Origin of the sequence: Actinophytocola oryzae, assembly GCF_004364325.1 — a bacterium.
GTDB classification, from domain to species: Bacteria; Actinomycetota; Actinomycetes; order Mycobacteriales; family Pseudonocardiaceae; genus Actinophytocola; species Actinophytocola oryzae.
The window spans coordinates 435,176-453,746 of the sequence record NZ_SOCP01000007.1 but is presented as its reverse complement, the minus strand read 5'-3'; the positions used below and the strand labels follow the sequence as shown (position 1 = coordinate 453,746).

The following is an 18,571-nucleotide window of genomic DNA, read 5'->3' as shown; positions in this document are numbered from 1 at the left end:
AACAAGACGGGAAGCTCATGACGACATCCGCCGAGACCAGCCCACCCGAGATGCACCACGCGCACCGCGATGTCACCGGCGGCTGGCTGCGCCCGGCGACGTTCGGGGTGATGGACGGGCTCGTGTCGAACCTCGCGCTCGTGGCCGGCGTGGTCGGTGGGGGCGCCGGGGGCCACACCGTGGTGGTCACCGGGCTCGCGGGCCTCGTCGCAGGGGCGTGCTCGATGGCCACCGGCGAGTTCACGTCGGTGTCCTCGCAGAACGAGCTGACCCAGAAGGAGATCGCGGTCGAACGCCGCGAGCTCGAGGTCCACCCTCAGGAGGAGCTGGCGGAGCTCACGCGGACGTTCGAGGCGAGGGGGGTGCGTCCCGAGCTGGCCGCCAAGGTCGCCCGCGACCTGTCCGCCGACGACGAGGTCGTCTGGCGGGTGCACGTGCGCGAGGAGCTCGGTGTCGACCCGGACGACCTGCCCTCGCCCCGGGTCGCCGCCGGATCGTCGTTCGTCGCCTTCGCCGTCGGGGCACTCATCCCGCTGCTGCCCTTCCTCCTCGGGGCCGCGAGCGTGCTGCCCGCACTGGCGGTCGGCGCGATCGCCCTGGTGGGGACCGGCGCGCTGACCGCGCGGCTCACCAGCCGTCCACTGTGGTACGGCGGCTCCCGCCAGCTCGTGCTCGGTGGGCTGTCGGCCGCCGTGACCTACGGTGTCGGGCTGCTCGTCGGGGTCGGGCTCTCATGACCGCCCTGCGCACCATCGCGCTCGTCAAACAGGTCCCCCGGGGCGATCTGGCGCTGGGCGCCGACGGGCGACTCGCCCGCGACGGCCTCGTCGCCGAGATGAACCCGTGGTGCCGGCGCGCGGTCACCGTCGCCGTCCGGTTCGGCCGGGCCGCGGTGATCACGATGGGGCCGCCCTCCGCGGTGGACGTGGCGCTGGAGGCGGCGGCCTGCGGGGTCGAGGAGACCGTCCACCTCTGCGACCCCCGGCTCGCCGGCGCCGACTGCCTCGTCACGGCCAGGGCACTGGCCGCCGCCGTCACGCGCCTCGGCCCGGCCGACCTCGTCCTCGTCGGGCGCAGCTCGATCGACGGCAGCACCGGCGCGGTCGGCGCGATGGTCGCCGAACTGCTCGGCCTCCCCTTCACCGGTCCGGCACTCACGCTGGACCTCGACGGACGGCGGCTGTCCGCCACGCTGCAGCACGACGGCCGGACCGAGGACGTGACGATCACCCTGCCCGCCGTCGTCGCCGTCGCGGAACGCTCGTGCGAGCCCGCCAAGGCCGGCCAGGACACCTGGCCCGCCGAGGACACGGTGACCCGGTGGACCATGGACGACCTGGACCCGGCGCTGCCGACGGGCCGGCAGAGCCCGACAGCGGTCACCGGCGTCCGGCCGGTGACCCGCACCAGGCAGCGGCTGGTGCTGCACGGCGACCCGGCCGAACAGGCCAAGAAGGCACTCGAGGCCCTCGCCGTCACCGACCGACCCCCCACGGTCGCCCTGCCGGTCCCCGCCGCGCATCGGCTCACGGCCGGCGACGACGCCGTGCTGGTGGTCAGTAGCGGGCACGACCGGTCGGCGACACGCGCGCTGCTCGGTGAGGCGGCCGCACTGGCGGCCGGGCCGGTCGTCCTGGTGTGCCCCGGCATCGGCAGCGCCGACGCCGGGCGGTGGGGCGCGGACGAGATCCTCGACCTCACGGCGCACGAGCCGAGACCGGTCGCCGCCGCGCTCGCCGAGTCCTTCCGGCACAGTGGACCGCCCTGGGCGGTCCTGGGCGGGTCCGGCTCGTGGGAACGGGAGACCCTCGCGCGGCTCGCGGTCCGCCTCGACGCCGGCATCATGTCCGACCTGCTCGCCGTCGAGTCCGCGAACGGCACCCTGACCGGGCTGAAACCGGTCGGCGACGGCGGTCTCGCCGAGATCACCGGGCTCGGCGCCACCCGGATCGCGACACTGCGCACCGGGAACCTCGAACCGCGAGCGGACCGGCCCCCGGGAACCGTGCCGCGACGGGAACTCGTGGTGCCCGCCGACCCGGCGATCGAGCGAGGAGGACAGGTCGTCGAGGACGACTACGACGCGCTCGACCGCGCGACGGCGGTGATCGCCGTCGGCCGCGGCGTCGACCCCGCCGAGTACGGCCGACTCGAGCCCCTCGCCGCACTGCTCGGCGCGGAGATGGCCGCGACCCGCAAGGTCACCGACGCGGGCTGGCTGCCGCACTCCCGGCAGATCGGCATCACCGCGCGGAACATCGCACCCGACCTCTACGTGGCCATCGGTCTCGCGGGCAACATGAACCACCTCGCCGGCGCCGGGCGGGCAGGCACCATCCTGGCCATCAACACCGACCCGGACGCACCGGTCTTCGCGGCGAGCGACGTCGGCATCGTGGGCGACTGGCGCGAGGTCGTGCCGGCGCTGGTCACGGAACTGCGGCACGCCGCCGCGCGGTGACCTGGCTCGCGCCCCGGCTACGCTAGCCTTCTCCCGGTAGCCGTCGCTGCGAAAGGGGGCGCGATCCGGTATGCCCGCTACGAAACGGCCGGACGACACCCCGGCGTCCATCGAGGAGCGGGTGGTCGCCCGGCAGGAGTCGCTCAGCGCCGCCGAGCGCAAGGTCGCCCGCTACCTCGCCGACCACCCCGACGAGGTAGCGTTCTCCTCGGCGGAGACGCTCGGCCGCGCCACGGAGACCAGCGACGCCACCGTGATCCGCACGGTCAAGGCACTCGGCTACTCCGGACTGCCGGCGCTCAAGAAGATCCTGCAGGGCACGGTGCGCGAGCGGCTCACGCCCGCCGGGCGGTTCGGCAAGGACCTCGACGACCTGGGTGACGACCCGGACCAGGTGCTCTCGCGGGTCCTCACGGAGAGCATCGACCTGCTGGAGCGGGCACGCGGCACCATCCGCCCCGACAGCTTCGCCGCCGCGGTCTCGATGCTGGTGGGGGCCAGGGAGATCGTCGTGCTCGGCTACGGCGGCCTCGGCATGCTCGGCACCTACCTCGCGCTTCGGCTGTCGCGCCTGCGGCTGCGCGCCCGATCCGCGGTGACGTCGGGCTTCCTGCTCGCCGACGAACTGCTCCCGCTCACCGAGGACGACGTGCTCGTCGTGGTCGCGCACCAGATCGTCCCCACGGAGATCGACGTCGCGCTCAGGCACGCGCACGACGTGCGGGCCAAGGTGATCCTCGTGACCGACATGCTCGCGGAGGCACTGGGCGACCGGGTCTCGGTGACGCTGTCGGCGCCGGCCGGGAACTCCCAGCTGTTCAGCCTCCAGGCCGCCACGCTGGCCGTGTTCGACGCGCTGATCCTCGCGATCGCCGTCCAGGACCGCGAACCCGCACTGCTCGCGTTGACGCTGATGAACCGGCTGCGTGGCGAGCTGCGCGGGGATCCGCTGCCCGCCGACGACACCCGGACATCCCGGCGCCGCAACGGGTCGCGCCGCGCCTGAGGACGTCAGCGGGCGTTCGGGAGCACCGCCCTGCCTGGTGCCGGGCGCGACGGGCGGTCGGCGCGGATCGGGATGCACATCGGCTTGCCGCTCACCGGGTGGTCCATCACGTAGGAGTCCACCCCGAACACGTCGAGGATGAGCCCGGGGGTGAACACCTCGCGGGGCGCGCCCTGGGTGACAAGTTCGCCGTGCTTCATCACGAACACGTGGTCGGCGTACTCCGCGGCCATGTTGAAGTCGTGCAACACCATGGCGACCGTGGTGCCGTGGTCCTGGTTGAGGTTCGCGAGCAGGTCGAGCACCTCGAGCTGGTAGGCCACGTCGAGGTAGGTGGTCGGCTCGTCGAGCAGCAGGATGTCGGTCTCCTGCGCGAGGCACACCGCGATCCACACGCGCTGGCGCTGTCCGCCGGAGAGCTGGTCGACGTGCGCGGTGCGCATGTCCGCGACGCCGGTGATGGACAGCGCCCACTCGACGGCGTCGCGGTCGGACTGCGTCGGCACCTTCAGCGAGGTCCGATGGGGATGGCGGCCGAACCACACGAGGTCCTCGATCGTGATGCCCTCCGGCGCGGTGAGCACCTGCGGCAGGATCGCGAGCTTGCGCGCCACCTCCTTGGTGGGGATGCGCTGGATCGACCTGCCGTCCAGCACCACCTGGCCCTTCCTGGGCGGCAGCAGCCGGGCGAGCGCGCGCATGGCGGTGCTCTTCCCGCAGCCGTTCGGTCCGATGAGGACGCTCACCTGCCCGTCCGGGATCCGCAGCGACAGGTCCCGCGCGATCGTGATGTCCGCATAGGCCAGGTCGACCCCCTGCGTCTCGAGCCTCATCTCGAGTCCTCCTACTTTCCGAGCTTCACGAGCAGGTACAGGAAGTACGGCCCGCCGATCACGGCGGTGACGAGTCCGGCGGGGATCTCCAGCGGGGCCGCGAGCCCTCGGCCGATCGTGTCCGCGACGAGCATCAGCAACACCCCGACCATGCCCGCGGCGCACAGCGAGGTCAGGTTCTTCCCGCCGACGAGCCGGCGCGCGATGTGCGGGGCGATGAGACCGACGAAACCGACCGTCCCCGACACCGCGACACAGGCGCTGGCGAGCGCGACCCCGAGCAGCAGGAGAAGCCTCCTCGACCGCTCGACCGGTTCGCCGAGGCCCGCCGCCATGTCGTCGCCGAGACCGAGCACGTCGATGCGGCGCGCCACCACGAGCACCACCGGCACGAGCACGAGGATCCACGGCGCGGCCAGCGCGACGGAGGTCATGCCCCGGCCGAAGAGGCTGCCGGTGAGCCAGATCAGCGACGAGTTGACGTCGAGGGGGTACTTGGTGAGCAGGAACCGGATCACCGCCTCGAACACGGCGCTGACCGCGATCCCCACGAGCGCGAGCCGGACCGGGGACGCGCCCTGCCGGTAGGCGAACACGTACACGAGGGCGGCGCCCAGCAGCCCGCCGGCGAAGGCCACCGGCGGGACGAGCGCCGCGGAGGCCGTCGGGACCAGCAGTGTCAGCAGCATCCCGGCGACGCCGGCGCCCTTGGTGACCCCGATGATGTCCGGGGCCGCGAGCGGGTTGCGGACGACGCCCTGCATGATGCCGCCCGACACCGCGAGCCCGATCCCGACCAGCCAGCACAGCAGTACCCTGGGCAGCTGGAAGTCGACGACGATGCGGGCGGCGTCGGTGCTGGTGTCGCCGACGAGTGCGGACAACACGTCGGACAGCGGGATCGGGGTGGCGCCGATGGCGAGGCTCGCGACGCTGGCCACCACCGCGAGCACGGCCATGCCGCCGATGACGACGCGGGGGTCGCGCCGGGCCACCGACGTGGCGCGGGCCGGCGCGGGAGCGAGGTTGGCCGTGACCGTCATGTCGTCGCCTTCTGCCGTCGGGCGAGGTAGATGAAGATCGGCGCGCCGATCAACGCCGAGACGACACCGCTCGGCACCTCGAAGGGCGGGTTCACGAACCGGGAGGCGATGTCCGCGTACACGGTCAGCGCCGCACCGACCACCACGCACACGGGCAGCACCGCCGCGTAGCTCGTGCCCACGAGCCGCCGCGCGATGTGGGGCACGATCAGGCCGATGAACGCGATCGGTCCGGCGACAGCGACCGACGCGCCGCAGAGCACGATGACGACCGCGGCGCCGAGCGCCCTGGTGCGTTCCACGTTCTGCCCGAGCCCTCGGGCCATGTCCTCCCCCAGCGCCAGCAGGTTCATCGCCCTGGCCAACGCCATCGCCGCCGCGAGCCCGGCGACCGTCCACGGCAGGACCGTCCCCACGGAGTCCCAGTTCGCGGAGTTGACGCCGCCGACCAACCAGAACAACACCCGTTGCGCGTCGTTCTCGTGGAAGATCACCAGCACCTGCGTCAGCGAGATCAGCAGGGTGCTCGCCGTGACCCCCGCCAGGGTCAGTCGGACCGGGCTGACCCGGCCGCCGCCCATGCCGGCGAGCACCATCACCGTGATCCCGGCCGCGGCGGCGCCGACGAAGGCCAGCAGCACCGACGGGGTGCCGACCAGCACCGGGATCGTGGTCACGGCGAGCACCACGCACACCGCGGCACCCGCGTTGACCCCCATGATGTCCGGCGACGCCAGCGGGTTGGCGGTGATCCCCTGCATCAACGCACCCGACACGGCGAGGTTGGCGCCGACGACCACGGCGAGCACCACCCGGGGCAGACGGACGATCTGGACGATCGTCTCGTCGGGACTGTCGCCGCCGAACACCGAGCGCAGCACCGTCGACAGTGGAATCGGCTGGCTGCCGATCGACAGCGCCCACACCACCCCGGCGAGCAGCACCGCGAGCGACACCACCGCGACCACGGTCATCCGCACGCGGTTGGCGCGCCGACGGGGACGCTCCCCGCCGACGCGCCCGACCGCCTGCCGCTCCACCTGCGCGGTCATGAGGCTCCGTAGAGCTTGTCCACGGCCTGCTCGGCGATCTCCTCGGCCGCGGTGAGCCCACGCGCACGCGACCAGAGGTTCTGGTTCATCTTGTACACCTTGTCGTGCGCCACGGCCGGGATCGAGTCCCACAGACTCGTCGTGGCCCACTGGTCCAGCAGCAGCTTGCCGGGGTGCGGCGCCACGAAGAGCACGTCGGGCCTGGTCGAGACCATGGTTTCGAGGCTCATCGCGACCTGTGCGTCGCCACCCGTGTCCGGCAGCGGCGACCGCAGGCCGAGCGCGGCGAGCACCCCGGGTGCGAAGCCGCCCTCGGTGTAGCCGCTGACCCCGGTGTCGGTGCTGATGGCGAACAGGACCTTGCGCGCCTCACCCTTGGGCACCCGGTTCTTGAAGCCCTGCATGACCTTCTCGTGGTGGGCCAGCACCGTGTCCATCTGCTCGCACTTGCCCATCGCCTGGGCGACGACCTTCTCGCTGTTGATCGTGTCCTGGTAGCCGGCCGCCTCGCTGGCGACCGCGATGGTGGGCGCGATCTTCGACAGCTGTGCGTAGATGCCGGCGTTGTCCTGGGAGTCGGCGAGGATGAGGTCGGGCTTCAGCGAGGTGATGACCTGCAGGTTGGGTGACGCCCGCAGACCGAGCGGGGTGTACTTGCCGACCTTGTCCTTCAGCGCCGGGATGAGCCGGTCGGGGTCGTTGTCGTCCGCGATGCCGACCGGCTTCACCCCGAGGTTCACCACCGCGTCGACGAAGGAGAACTCGAGCACGACGACCCGGCTCGGTGTACCTCGGACGGTGGTGGTGCCCAGGTCGTGCTTGATGGTGCGCGATGTCTTCCCGCACTGCTCGGTGTTGGCGTCCGCGCCCACGTCCTTCGCCGCGGCGCTGCCGCTCGTCTGGGGCCCGCCCGCGGTCGCGCCGCCCGCGGAGCCACAGCCCGCCAGCGCCGCCGAGGTGATGACGATGCCCACGAGGGACAACGCCCAGCGCGGCTTGGGAATGAGTGACATCTCGAGCTCCTCGAGTGAACTGAAGCGGCCCGGCGCTCGGTGGCCGGGGAAGAAGGTCGGGAGATCCCGCTCTGCCGGTGCCACGGGAACTGACGTGTCGGCATCTCTTCCGGCTGGTGAACCTGTCGATGTGCCGTCCGTCTCACTGGATTACGGTACTGTAGGATCTATTACAGCATTCGTCAATAGATGTCGCAGAGACGACGCGACGACGGCCCGAACGCCTGCCGCACAGGCACTTTCCCGATCGGCCGGTTCGTAGCGGTCACTACAAAATTACCTGGAACCGCAGGTCGAGCCCATGTAGTAGTCACAACACATGTTGAGCATGTCTGTAGCACTTGCTACAGTGAGAGGTGGTCCGCGTCGCACTCGCGGACGGTCACCACTCTCCCGGGAGGTATCCGTTGCAGACACCGCTCAGCCCCGCCCCTCGGGGCCGATGATGCGCGACATCGCGGAAGCCGTCCTCGGCCTGCTGCCCGCCGCCGTGACCTACGGTGACGTCCGCGTGCTGCACCGCACCCACGAAGTGGTCCTCGCCGAGCACCACGGCCCTGGCGACCTGGCGCACGAGGAGTCCACCGGCGTGGGTGTCCGGGTCGTCGTGGACGGCCAGTGGGGCTTCGCCGCCACGCACCGGCTCACCCGCGACGGCCTCACCGAGGTCGTCGGGCGGGCTGTCGCGCAGGCCCGCGCCGCAGGCCCCGGTCCACGCGTCGACCTGGGCGAGCCGGTCACCACGCAGGCCCGGTGGCGCTCCCCCATGGCCGTCGACCCGTTCACGGTGCCGGTCTCGAAGAAGCTCGACCTGCTCGACGCCGCGGTCCGGGAAGCCGAGACCGCGGGCCCGCTGGTGCGCAAGGTCGAGGCGTCGATGGACTTCTTCCGCGACGACAAGGTGTTCGCCAACACCGAGGGCGCACTGATCGAGCAGACGCTCACCGAGAGCGGGGCCGGGCTGGTCGTCTTCGCCGGCGACGGCGACGACATCCAGCGCCGGTCGTGGCCGCAGGCCGTGCCCAGGACGATCCGAGGTCAGCGCGGCGACTTCGCGACGGCGGGCTACGAGCACGTCGAGTCGCTGCGGCTCGTCGAGGAGGCCGCACGTGTCGGTGCGGACGCGGTGGCGCTGCTGTCCGCGCCTCGGTGTCCTGACGAGACGACCACCCTGATCGTGTCCGGCGCCAACATGGCCCTGCTGCTGCACGAGTGCGCCGGGCATCCCCTGGAGGCCGACCGCGCGCTGGGCACCGAGGTCAGTCTCGCCGGCGGCACCTACGCCTCACCCGAGCGACGCGGGTCGTTCCGGTACGGCTCCCCCATCGTGAACGTGTTCGCCGACGCCACGATCCCGGGCGCGCTCGGCTCGTTCGGCTACGACGACGAGGGCGTGCCCGCCCAGCGCACCGAACTCGTCACCGACGGTGTCTTCCGGGGTTACCTGTCCGGGCGCGAGTCCGCCGCCGTACTCGGCGAGCGGTCGAGCGGCGCCGCACGCGCGGACGGCTGGCAGCGGTTGCCGCTGGTGCGCATGACCAACCTCTGCCTCGAACCCGGCGACTCCTCGTTGGAGGAGATGGTCGCCGGCACCGACCGCGGCGTGTTCGTCGACATGACCAAGAGCGTCTCGATCGACGACATGCGCCTCAACTTCCGGCTCGGCACCGAGGTGGGCTACGAGATCCGGGACGGCAAGCTCGGCAGACTGCTCAAGAACTGCACCTACACCGGCGTGACGCCCCAGTTCTGGGCCGGGTGCGACGCGCTGGGTGGCCGCGACGAGTGGCGGGTCCACGGCATCCCGTCGTGCAACAAGGGCGAACCGCTGCAGGTTGCCCACATCGGGCACGGCACCGTGCCGGCCCGCTTCCGCGACGTGCGGATGGGGACGAGATGACCATCGACGACACCCAGGTGCGGGCGGCACTGGCGACCTTCGGGTCCGGGGCACGGCTCGAGGTGTCGGCGGAACAGGTCGGCCTCCTCCGGTTCGCGCACTCCCGCGTCACGGCACAGCACAGCGAGAACCGGCTCCGCGTGCGCGTCCGGCTGGAGCGTGACGGCAGGGTCGCCGTCGGCTCGGTGGAGACGCTCGAACCCGACGCGGTGCGTGCGATGGCCGCCTGGCTCGACGAGGCGATCACAGCGCTCCCCGTCCGTCCCACCGGTCCCCGGGGCGGTCGGGCGCACGGGGGCGGGCCCACGCCGCGCGAGGTGAGCGAGATGTCCCGGACGGCGGACGCGGCGCAACGGTACGCGTGGTTCGACACCATCCGCACAGGACTGGGTGAGGGCACCGGGTTGGGGGGCTCGATCCGGCACGAGGTGGTCGACCGGGTCGTCACCGACGACACCGGCCTCTACCGGCAGGAGACCCTCACCACGGCGTCCGTGCAGGCGGTCGCGGACCGCGACGGCCGCTCGGCCAGCGTGAAGGTCGTGCACCGTGACGCCGGACAGGTCGCGGTCGACGGCATCGCCGACCGGCTGCTCGACCAACTGGCCCCGATTCCGGGACGGGAGCGGATCTCGGGCACCTGCCGCGTCGTGCTCCGGCCACAGGCGACCGGGACCCTCCTCGCCACCTACGGATACACGACGCTCGGCGCCGCCGGGTACGCCCAGGGCCGCACCGCGGTGGCCGGCCGGCTCGGCGAGCCCGTCGCGAGCACCACCGTGACCATCGTCGACGACGGCACCGACCCGGACGGCCTGCCGAGCGGGTTCGACGTCGAGGGCAGCCCCCGGCTGCGCACGCCGCTCGTCACCGACGGTGTGGTCACCGGGGTGGTGTCCAACGTGGAACACGCCGACGTCACCGGCGGTGTGTCCACCGGGCACGGGGTGCCGTTCGGGTGGCGGTTCGGCGCCGACCCGTCGCCGTCGCACCTGTTCATGGCGGCGGGGGACGCGTCGGAGGAGGAGCTGCTGAGCGGGGTCGGGAACGGCCTGGTGATCAGCCGGCTCGACTACCTGCGCGTGCTGCACCCGAAGGACACGCTGGTCACCGGGACCACGCGCGACGCGACGTACTGGGTCGAGGACGGGAAGATCGTCTCCTGGCACCCGCCGGTCCGGTTCACCTTCCGCATGGACGAGGTCCTGAACGCGGTCCTCGCCGTCGGCGACGCCCGTGAACGCGGCGACCAGACCTTCATGGAGAGCGTCACCGCGCCCGCCGTACTCGTCGACGCGGGCCCGTTGCGCCTCTGAGCCCGCCTGGTCGTCGACAACGTCGGAGCTTTGCAACAACACGACCTGTTTCACCTGTTCGTCCCGAAGGGAGTGTCATGACAGCCACAACCTGGGGCCTCGTCGTCGCCACGTTCGTCGCCTGCTTCGTCGAGATGGTCGAGGCGACCACGATCGTGATGGCGATGGGCTTCACCCGGAGCTGGCGATCGACCCTGTACGGCACGGCGGCCGCACTCGGCGCGCTGGCCGTGGTCACCCTGGCGGCCGGCTACGCGCTGAACACCTGGCTGCCGGAGTCGGCGCTGCAGCTCGTGATCGGCGGCCTGCTGCTGATCTTCGGCCTGCAGTGGCTGCGCAAGGCGATCCTGCGTTCGTCGGGCCGCAAGGCCGTGCACGACGAGGACGCGATCTACCGCGACGAGGTCGCCGCCGCGAAGGCCGCCGGGCAGAGCACCGGCGGCATCGACATGTTCTCGTTCATGGTCTCGTTCAAGGGCGTGTTCCTGGAAGGCATGGAGGTGGTCTTCATCGTGATCACCTTCGGCCTCAACGCACACGACGTGCCCGCCGCGAGCGTCGGCGCCGTCGCGGCCGTGGTGGTCGTGCTCGGGCTGGCGGTGGCCATGAAGCGCCCACTGTCGATGATCAACGAGAACCTGCTCAAGTACGGCGTCGGCCTGCTGCTCGCGTCGTTCGGCACGTTCTGGGCCGTCGAGGGCCTCGGCATCTTCCGAGAGGGCCGGGAGAGCGTCGAGTGGCCGGGCGCCGACCTGGCGATCCTCGGCCTGCTGGTGGTCTGGTTCCTGCTCAGCAGGGTGTTCATCGCGGCGCTCCGCTCCCCCGCGCCCGCCATCACGGAAGAGGTCCCGTCATGACGTTCCTGAAGTCCTTCGGCCGGTTCTGGTACGACTTCATCATCGGCGACGACTGGAAGATCGCGGTGGCCGTGGTACTGGCGTTGGCGGCGACCCTGCTGGTGCTGTCACTGGGCGTCTTCGGCGACCTCGGCGTCGCCGTGTTCGGCGGGCTGGCGATCGTGGTCGCGTTCACCGTCAGCCTCGCCATCGACGTCCGGCCGCCGTCCTCGGACTGACCACTCGCTCCCTCCGCGCCCATCCTGTCGTCCGAGGTCAACCGCCGGGGGTGCGTCACCGGTCGCCGCGGGTCGTAGGGTGCCCAACCCGGGTTTCCGTTGCTGGCGAAGGCGATCCAGGCGGCGTGCACGCCGCCGGCGAGGCCGGCCGGTACCCGGGTCGGGGCCGAGCAGTCCGGTGTCGCCGTGCGGCCACGGCCTTGGCTGAGCGGCGGGCCTACCGTCGGGGTACCAAGACAGCGACCTCGGCGATGGCGTCGAGCACCCTGTCGTCGAATTGGCCGGTCACGGGCTCGGTCTCCGCGGTGACGGCCACTCGGCCGGTCACCCTCGACGCGTAGTGCTGGCCGGTGAGTTCGACGTCGGCCATGGCCAGTGCCGCACCGGCGATGGGCCTGATGTAGCTCGCGCCCGCGTTCACGCCGAGCAGGCCGGGGTCGGCGAGCGGGTTGCGGGTCAGCGCCATGATCAGCGCGCCGGCGACCGCGAGCGCCGCGCCGACGGCGACACCGAGGACCGTGCGTGGCACCCGCTGGTCGGTGACCACGAGCGCGGCCTGCGAGGAGTCCGGGGAGAACAACGCGGCGAGCACCTCACGCGGCGGGATCACCCGGGTGCCGACCATGAGGCTGCACACCGCGACGACCAGGAGCAGCACGGCGAGCAGCAGCACGCACGACGTCCGGCGGGCGTTCGTGGTCACCAGACCGCTGCCGCGGGCGGCGGTCACGGGCCGTGCCCGTGCGGCCACGCTCATCCTCGTCTCCAGACCTGCTCGAACCGCCTGTTATGGTAAGGCTTCCCTAAGTTCACGGAGGCGCGGTCGTGGGGCCACTCCACATGGACCACCGAGGTCGAGTATGGACACAAGGCCCGCACGTCCGTCCACGTGCGACAGTTCGTCGTGGACGTCCATAGGGATCGCGCGCATCGCATCCTGTGGCCTGTGGCCTGTGGCCTGTGGTGAAAGCGCGGCACGTCAAGAACCTGCGGTTGGTTCTGTGCTCGCCGCGCGACACGGTCGAAGTCTTCCGGGGAGGGAAAGTCTGCCCGTTCATGCACCCTGTGGGCTGCGGTCTCACGAGCGCGGCGAGACCAAGGTCGAGGGGACGGTTTGTCCGCGACTGGAGGGTGGACCACATGAGCGGTCCAGTGACATGGGTGGACGACACGACGGCGTGGGTGGTGCTGGCGATCCCGGTCGCGGACGCCTACGACGCGCCGAGGTGGGCCGAGGTGCTGCGTGCCGCCGGGGAGAGCGCCGACGGCGACTGGAGCGCGTTCGAGTCCCGGGTCGGCGACCTCGCCCTGGAGCAGAACTTCGACTCCGTGGCGGTGGCCGAGTTCGTGGCGACGGCGGCGAACGCGGGCGGGTTCACCGCGGTGGAGTCCGTGCTCGAGCTGGACGACCAGCTACCGGTCGTACTGACCGGGTTGCGTGACGCGCGGCAGGGCGCCAACGAGGTCGGTGCTGAGGCGGAGGAAGGGCCGTTCGGGTGGGTGACCGACGCCCAGCGCACCCACGTGGAGCAGCTGTGGGCATCGGCGTGGCAGGAGTACCTCGGGACTGATCTCGACCAGCGGTGGGGTGAGGGGTGGCAGGCCCATCCCGCCGAGCACAAGGTCGCCTGGCTGGACGACCTCATCGCGGCGGGCACCCTCAGCGGTACCGGGGCACGCACGGACGTGGACCAGGCCGCCGACCAAGACCCGTTCGCCTGGGTCACCGAGGAGCAGCGCGCACATCTCGCCGCGCTGTGGGCCGACCAGTGGCCATCCGCGGTGACGGCGGACCTTGACCAGCGATGGGGTCAGGACTGGCAGGCCCATCCGGCCGAGCACAAGAGCGCATGGCTGAACGACCTCATCACCGCCGGCACCCTCAGCGTTCCTGCGGACCCCTCCGCGGCGGGGTCGGCGATGGCCGACCTGCTCGCGTCCATGCGGGCGGTGCCGGGCGCGGAGTCCCTGTCCGACGAGGAAGTGGCACAGATAGTCGCCGAGACGATCGGGAAGGCGGGAAGCTGACATGTCGAGTGCCAGTGGCGAGGAGCTCACCCTCGAGAACGACGGCGAGACCACCGACAACCCGGCCACCGAGGCAGCCACCGACGACGCCCTCAACGATGTCGCCGAGCAGATGCGGCAGGCGGCCCAGCGGTGGGCCCAGGACAACCCCCAACAGGTCGCGGTGCTGGCCGCGCTCCCGCCGCAGCAGGTGCAGGTGCAGGTCGCGCAGGCCCAGCAGGAAGAGCGCAAGCCCAAACGCAAGCTCGACGAGGTGAAGCCGGTGGAGGCGAAGCTCGACCCCGACGAGGCGAGGAAGGAGGCACGGGCCAAGCGCTTCGCGAAGGACAACAAGCTGCTCGACGAGCAGCGGGAGGAACAGGCCCGCACCCAGGCCGCTGCGTTCAAGGACTTCGTCGAGGCGCGAGGAGACCTGGCTCTCACCGGGGCTTGGCGAAAGCACGGCGGGGAACGCATGTTCAACAGGCTGAGCCGCGACTTCGGGGGGCTCGACAAGCTGATCGAGTTCAGCGTGATGAACGCCGCTGCCGCCCAGGTCGGCTACAGCAAGCAGCAGGGTACCTACGAGATCATGATCCGTGAGGTGCTCGAGGCATTGGACATCGACCACGCCGAGGACATCCCCACCGGCCGGTACACCATCGCCGGCAAGATCACCGACGCCGGCTTCGAGGTGTTCCACTGCGGAAAGTTCGGCTGACCCCGCCGCGACGTCGTCGCCACGGCCTCACCGGTTCCCGGTCGTGGTGACGACGGGGGACGTTCCGCCATGTGGATCAAGGCGATGCCGCGGCGGAGAAGTGCGAAGCCGCGTCAAGCGGACGCGAACGGCGCCGTCGTGAAGCCTCGTGTCGTCGGCGGCGGGCGGAGGTCGGCGCCCAGGAGTATCTTGCCTCGGGACGGCTCAGGTTACCTGGTCGGAGTGTCCGAACGTGCGGGCGTGAGTGCTCGGACCAGGATGTGGGGGGTGAGTAGGTGCGTGGGGGGCTTGACGGAGTTGAACACTCGTTGGAACGCGATCAGAGATGGTTCGTGGTGCATCATGCTGCGGAAGAGTCTGTTCTGGAACCAGTGGGCGGCACTGGGGATGCGACCGGCGCGGGTGTCGGTTCGGGCGGCGGACCAGATGGCGTCCTCGTTCGTGGACATCATCCACGGGTAGAAGGTGACGCGGCGTAGGCGTCGGTGGACCCGGGGGGCGAGGCCGGTCAGGTCGTGGGCGCTGCCACGGCGTTGCCGTAGCTGCTCGCGGAGCGCCAGGGCGCTCGCGATGGCGACGGTCATTCCCTGGCCGTAAACGGGGTTGAAGGCGCAGTGGGCGTCGCCCATGACGAGCAGCCGGTCGGGCCATCGGCGCATTCGGGCGAGTTCGAAACGTCGGTTCTCTATGCGGGTGAATCGGTGGATCGGGGTGATCGGACGGGATTCGGCGAGCAGGCCGGACAGTTCCGGGTTGTTCAGGCCTGCGGCGAAGGCGGCGTATTCGGCGTCGTCGGTCGGCGGGTGGTGCGGGGTGACACCGAGAAGGCTGACCATCCAGCGGTTGCCCTCGATCCGGGCGGCGTAGGCGCCGCAGGGGTGGGTGTGGGCCTGCACCGGGTGCAGCAGCGCGTTCCAGCTTCGGGGTGGACCGTCGTACATCCGGGAGGCGTAGGCGAGTCCGGCGTCGACGATCGTCTCGGCGGGACGGGGGTAGCCGATGGCGGTGAGCCACTGCGGCAGCTTGGTGAAACGGCCGGAGCAGTCGACGACGAGATCCGCGCGGTATCGCTCGTCGGTCCCGCCTTCCGTGTCCGTAGCGTCACTGTGGCGGGCTACGGTGATGCCAGTGACGGGCCCATTGGGGTGGTCGGTCAGCAGCCCGGTCACCGTGGCGCCGGCTTCGATCCGGACCTGCGGCAGTTCGGCGACGCGGCGGCGCAGTCGTGACTCCAGCAGGCCGCGGCTGAAGGACTGCAGCATCAGCCCGGTCGTGGTGAGTGGTAGGCGACCGTTGTCGATGAACATGGCGGTCGCCTCACCGAAATCGTAGACCGGTGCGCCCGCGTCGGCCAGTTCCGCGCGCAGCCCGGGAAAGAGTTCTTCGAGCATGCCGCCACCCGCAGCCAGCAAACCGTGCACATGCCGGCTCTGCGGAACCCCGCCGCGGCCGGTGGCCTCGACGGTCGCTGAGTCGCGTTCGACGAGCACGACGCGGTGGAAATGGTCAGCCAGTACCCGGGCCACGGCCAGGCCGGCGATACTGCTGCCGATGACCAACGCTTGATCCCAGCGTGGTTCGAATTTGTTGACCATGTCACTCGTCCCTGATGAGCGCCGACTTTCCCAGCTAATGGAACCAATCCCGTGCGGCCAGTCACCGGGATTCACCCGGTCGAGGGCGCGGCGAACCGGATCCTCAACTTCGACCTGTGTTCTTGAGCGTGATCGCCACGAGGACGGGTGAGAAGACGCCTCGGTGGAGTGAAGGATCAGGCGTGCGGCGGTCGGCAGGGCGACGCGCGGGCAGGAATGAGGTGTGGGCGGAGTCGTGACCGCCATGTGCGGCGTGTTGTGTTCGTGAGGATGGATGATGTCAGCGCCGAAGCTGAACCACCGGGTATGACGCCCGCCAGGAATATCGCATGGCCCGCCCGTCGTTGACAATGCGGAGGGTGCGGCACGGGGAACACCCTTTCTAGGTGCAATGCCGGTCGTTTGGGTGGTGTTGGCCGGTCGGCGGCGAGGTCCGGTCTTGCTGGGTGGAGTGATGGCGATGGCTGAGTGGGGCGGGCTCGGCGTCGTTGTCGACGTTGTGCCCGTTTGAGCGGGAAGTTGCTCGTCTTTCGCTTGACCACCCGTGGGTAACTCCGGTCCCGGCGTTCGGGATTGAGCACGCTGCCGACCTCGGCAAGCAGCACCCGATAGTGATCATCATTGTGGGCGAGGGGGAAAAACGTCCGGTATCCACACGCGGGATCGCAGGACACGGACGGTGTTCTTGTGTGAGATCCGATCGGGACCAACTTCGCTTGATCAGCGGCGTCCACCTGCACACACATCGTGGCGTAGTGCACCGCCAGATGCGCCCAGAACTCCTGCCGCACCCCGTCCGGCGACTTCGACCGAAAGATCTTCTCCTTGTTGAGCCGAACACTCTTGATCTGCTTGAGGAACCCCTCGATGTCCCAGCGCTCGTGATACAGGGCCGCCAATTCCTTCGCGGGAGCCGCCACCGGGTCCATGATCGTGGTCACCAGCCGATAGACCTCATCCGACCCGGGCAACCGGTATTCGATCACCCGCAGCCGAAACGACGCCCGACCGGCCTTCCTGGGTGGGACGACCTCCGCGATATAGGAACCATCAAACAGCGACTCGAATAGATGCTCCGGTCTGCCAATACCAACATGCCCGGCCGTAACGCGGAGAACATCTCCTCGATCAACACCGTCTCCGCGACCCCGCAGCCATCCATCCGGGCATCGAAGACCGCATGCGTGCCCACCTCGATCAAACAGGCCGCATGAATCTGCGGATACGCCGCCCTCTTCTCGCCACGGGCCGAACCAGGACGCCCGAACTCACGCTCGTTGTCGTCGGTATCCGGCACGGTGAACGTGGTCCCGTCCACCGCGGTCAACAACCAATCCCGATACCACCCACCCCGGGTATCCAGTCTCGCCCGCGGCGCCGTTACCGCACGGACCGCTGTCTCCATCGGACCGGACCCCAACCGGCTCCGAGCCATTCCGATCGACCCGGTCGTGGGCACCCGACAACCCTGCCCACCACGACCGAACACCGACATCAGGATCTTCATCGCGGACTGATACGACTCCGCCGGAAACAGACACAACGCCAGCGTGGAATAGAACACCAACCTGGCCGGCAACGCCCGCGTCCGCTGCTCCCGACGCCAGTACTGATCAATAACCCGATCCACCAACTCCACCGGGAACGTCCGAGTCAACCAGCGGTCTTCTCGCCCACCACCGGCACGTCAGCCTGCAGGCCACCGGCGACATCGTCGAGGCAGCCGTGCGATCCGGCGCCGACGAACAGGCCGTCACACAACTGGCCGCCCTGCACGACTGGACCGGCGAACACGGACCTGCCTGGGCCCACGGACTGCTCCTCCGCGGCAACGCCCTGCTCGACAAGCTCGCGGACCCGACAAGGCATACCTGCTCGCCGGCGCCGAACCGCAGTCCCCGTTCGAACGCGCACGCACCGCACTGCTGCACGGGCAGTGGCTGCGCCGCGCACGCCGCATCACCGAGGTCGCCGAACCACTGCACCTGGCCGCGAGCCTGTTCACCGACCTCGCCGCAGACCCGTGGACCGATCTCGCGATCGGCGAACTGCGTGCCTGCGGCCAGCAACGCACCGGCCGCGCAGCGAGCGATGCCAACACCCTGACGCAACAGGAACTCCGCGTCGTCCAGCTCGCGGCGGTCGGCCTCAGCAACCGCGAGATCGGTGACCGCATCCACCTCAGCCACCGGACCGTCGGCTATCACCTGCACAAAGCGTTCACCAAACTCGGCGTCACCCGCCGAACGCAACTCTGCCGGCTCGTCTGCGCCCTCTCTGGCAGCGCGGCCCGCCGCCATGGCTGTCACTCACGCCGCTCGGGGCGGGAGGGCGACGATTGACAGCGGGGAGACCACTACGAGCACAAGCACGTCCATCCTCCTGGCCGAACGTCGTCGAAGCGTCGTCGAGCAGCCCATTCGGCAACGCGGACAGTGCACGACGTCCGCACCTCGGCATCGCGACAGTGAGGACGCACGTCGCCAGCCTGTGGTCCAAGGCCGGCAGCCTGCGCCTGGCCGTTCTGACGGTCAGCCGCGACCAGGAAT

At 70.4% G+C, this 18,571-nt stretch carries 19 protein-coding genes; 10 read left to right on the top strand and 9 right to left on the bottom strand.

The genetic code is table 11. The annotated features are described in order from the left end of the window. The first annotated feature begins 17 nt into the window (after window positions 1-17). The 3 genes from CLV71_RS21755 (at window position 18) to CLV71_RS21745 (ending at window position 3,467) form a co-directional block, all read left to right on the top strand. Window positions 18-737, top strand: coding sequence for a VIT1/CCC1 transporter family protein (locus CLV71_RS21755; RefSeq protein WP_133904642.1), 720 nt, complete (start codon window positions 18-20; stop codon window positions 735-737). Next, on the top strand, window positions 734-2,461 hold the full coding sequence (locus CLV71_RS21750; RefSeq protein WP_133904641.1) for an FAD-binding protein: 1,728 nt from the start codon (window positions 734-736) through the stop codon (window positions 2,459-2,461). The genes CLV71_RS21755 and CLV71_RS21750 overlap by 4 nt, the downstream gene beginning before the upstream one ends. A gap of 70 nt (window positions 2,462-2,531) precedes the next feature. After that, a complete protein-coding gene (locus CLV71_RS21745; protein WP_133904640.1) occupies window positions 2,532-3,467 on the top strand; it encodes a MurR/RpiR family transcriptional regulator in 936 nt (311 codons plus the stop codon). A 5-nt stretch (window positions 3,468-3,472) separates the two neighbouring features. On the opposite strand, the gene CLV71_RS21740 is transcribed toward CLV71_RS21745, so the two are convergent. The 4 genes from CLV71_RS21740 to CLV71_RS21725 are packed head-to-tail and all read right to left on the bottom strand — an operon-like array spanning window position 3,473 to window position 7,408. After that, on the bottom strand, window positions 3,473-4,300 hold the full coding sequence (locus CLV71_RS21740; protein WP_133904639.1) for an ABC transporter ATP-binding protein: 828 nt from the start codon (window positions 4,298-4,300) through the stop codon (window positions 3,473-3,475). A gap of 11 nt (window positions 4,301-4,311) precedes the next feature. Beyond that, complete coding sequence (locus CLV71_RS21735; RefSeq protein ID WP_133904638.1) at window positions 4,312-5,343, bottom strand: FecCD family ABC transporter permease; 1,032 nt, start codon at window positions 5,341-5,343, stop codon at window positions 4,312-4,314. Then, complete coding sequence (locus CLV71_RS21730) at window positions 5,340-6,395, bottom strand: FecCD family ABC transporter permease (RefSeq protein WP_133904637.1); 1,056 nt, start codon at window positions 6,393-6,395, stop codon at window positions 5,340-5,342. The genes CLV71_RS21735 and CLV71_RS21730 overlap by 4 nt, the downstream gene beginning before the upstream one ends. Continuing rightward, entirely contained in the window at window positions 6,392-7,408 is a 1,017-nt protein-coding gene (locus CLV71_RS21725) for an ABC transporter substrate-binding protein (protein ID WP_133904636.1), read from the bottom strand. Before CLV71_RS21725 ends, CLV71_RS21730 begins: the two co-directional genes overlap by 4 nt. A 442-nt stretch (window positions 7,409-7,850) precedes the next feature. Here CLV71_RS21725 and CLV71_RS21720 point away from each other — a divergent pair, with 442 nt between their 5' ends. From CLV71_RS21720 to CLV71_RS21705, 4 genes are all read left to right on the top strand, one after another. Beyond that, window positions 7,851-9,308: a TldD/PmbA family protein gene (locus CLV71_RS21720; RefSeq protein ID WP_166664196.1), complete on the top strand. Its 1,458-nt coding sequence runs from the start codon at window positions 7,851-7,853 to the stop codon at window positions 9,306-9,308. Continuing rightward, complete coding sequence (locus CLV71_RS21715) at window positions 9,305-10,624, top strand: metallopeptidase TldD-related protein (RefSeq protein WP_133904634.1); 1,320 nt, start codon at window positions 9,305-9,307, stop codon at window positions 10,622-10,624. The genes CLV71_RS21720 and CLV71_RS21715 overlap by 4 nt, the downstream gene beginning before the upstream one ends. Window positions 10,625-10,701: 77 nt before the next feature. Continuing rightward, the gene (locus tag CLV71_RS21710; RefSeq protein WP_133904633.1) at window positions 10,702-11,481 is read left to right on the top strand and encodes a COG4280 domain-containing protein; all 780 of its coding nucleotides are present in this window, start codon (window positions 10,702-10,704) and stop codon (window positions 11,479-11,481) included. Further along, a complete protein-coding gene (locus CLV71_RS21705; RefSeq protein ID WP_133904632.1) occupies window positions 11,478-11,699 on the top strand; it encodes a hypothetical protein in 222 nt (73 codons plus the stop codon). The genes CLV71_RS21710 and CLV71_RS21705 overlap by 4 nt, the downstream gene beginning before the upstream one ends. Before the next feature lie 217 nt (window positions 11,700-11,916). On the opposite strand, the gene CLV71_RS21695 is transcribed toward CLV71_RS21705, so the two are convergent. After that, complete coding sequence (locus CLV71_RS21695; RefSeq protein ID WP_133904631.1) at window positions 11,917-12,456, bottom strand: iron chelate uptake ABC transporter family permease subunit; 540 nt, start codon at window positions 12,454-12,456, stop codon at window positions 11,917-11,919. Window positions 12,457-12,839: 383 nt separating this feature from the next. On the opposite strand from CLV71_RS21695, the gene CLV71_RS21690 reads away from it, so the two are divergent. Next, on the top strand, window positions 12,840-13,727 hold the full coding sequence (locus CLV71_RS21690; RefSeq protein ID WP_133904630.1) for a hypothetical protein: 888 nt from the start codon (window positions 12,840-12,842) through the stop codon (window positions 13,725-13,727). A 1-nt stretch (window position 13,728) separates the two neighbouring features. Further along, window positions 13,729-14,427 (top strand): hypothetical protein, encoded by a 699-nt coding sequence (locus CLV71_RS21685; protein WP_133904629.1) that lies wholly within the window; start codon window positions 13,729-13,731, stop codon window positions 14,425-14,427. 209 nt (window positions 14,428-14,636) lie between these two features. Here the strand turns inward: CLV71_RS21685 and CLV71_RS21680 are convergent, their stop codons facing one another. The 4 genes from CLV71_RS21680 to CLV71_RS49380 form a co-directional block, all read right to left on the bottom strand. After that, a complete protein-coding gene (locus CLV71_RS21680; RefSeq protein WP_166664195.1) occupies window positions 14,637-16,022 on the bottom strand; it encodes an FAD-dependent oxidoreductase in 1,386 nt (461 codons plus the stop codon). Between the two features lie 176 nt (window positions 16,023-16,198). Continuing rightward, on the bottom strand, window positions 16,199-16,963 hold the full coding sequence (locus CLV71_RS21675; RefSeq protein ID WP_133904627.1) for a transposase: 765 nt from the start codon (window positions 16,961-16,963) through the stop codon (window positions 16,199-16,201). Between the two features lie 41 nt (window positions 16,964-17,004). Continuing rightward, complete coding sequence (locus tag CLV71_RS21670) at window positions 17,005-17,661, bottom strand: transposase domain-containing protein (RefSeq protein ID WP_166664194.1); 657 nt, start codon at window positions 17,659-17,661, stop codon at window positions 17,005-17,007. Window positions 17,662-17,675: 14 nt separating this feature from the next. Continuing rightward, the gene (locus tag CLV71_RS49380) at window positions 17,676-17,834 is read right to left on the bottom strand and encodes a hypothetical protein (RefSeq protein WP_243866622.1); all 159 of its coding nucleotides are present in this window, start codon (window positions 17,832-17,834) and stop codon (window positions 17,676-17,678) included. On the opposite strand from CLV71_RS49380, the gene CLV71_RS50445 reads away from it, so the two are divergent. Then, window positions 17,801-18,364, top strand: a complete 564-nt coding sequence (locus tag CLV71_RS50445; protein WP_341771650.1) for a helix-turn-helix transcriptional regulator — start codon at window positions 17,801-17,803, stop codon at window positions 18,362-18,364. The two genes, CLV71_RS49380 and CLV71_RS50445, sit on opposite strands and share 34 nt — an antisense overlap. Window positions 18,365-18,571: the final 207 nt, after the last annotated feature.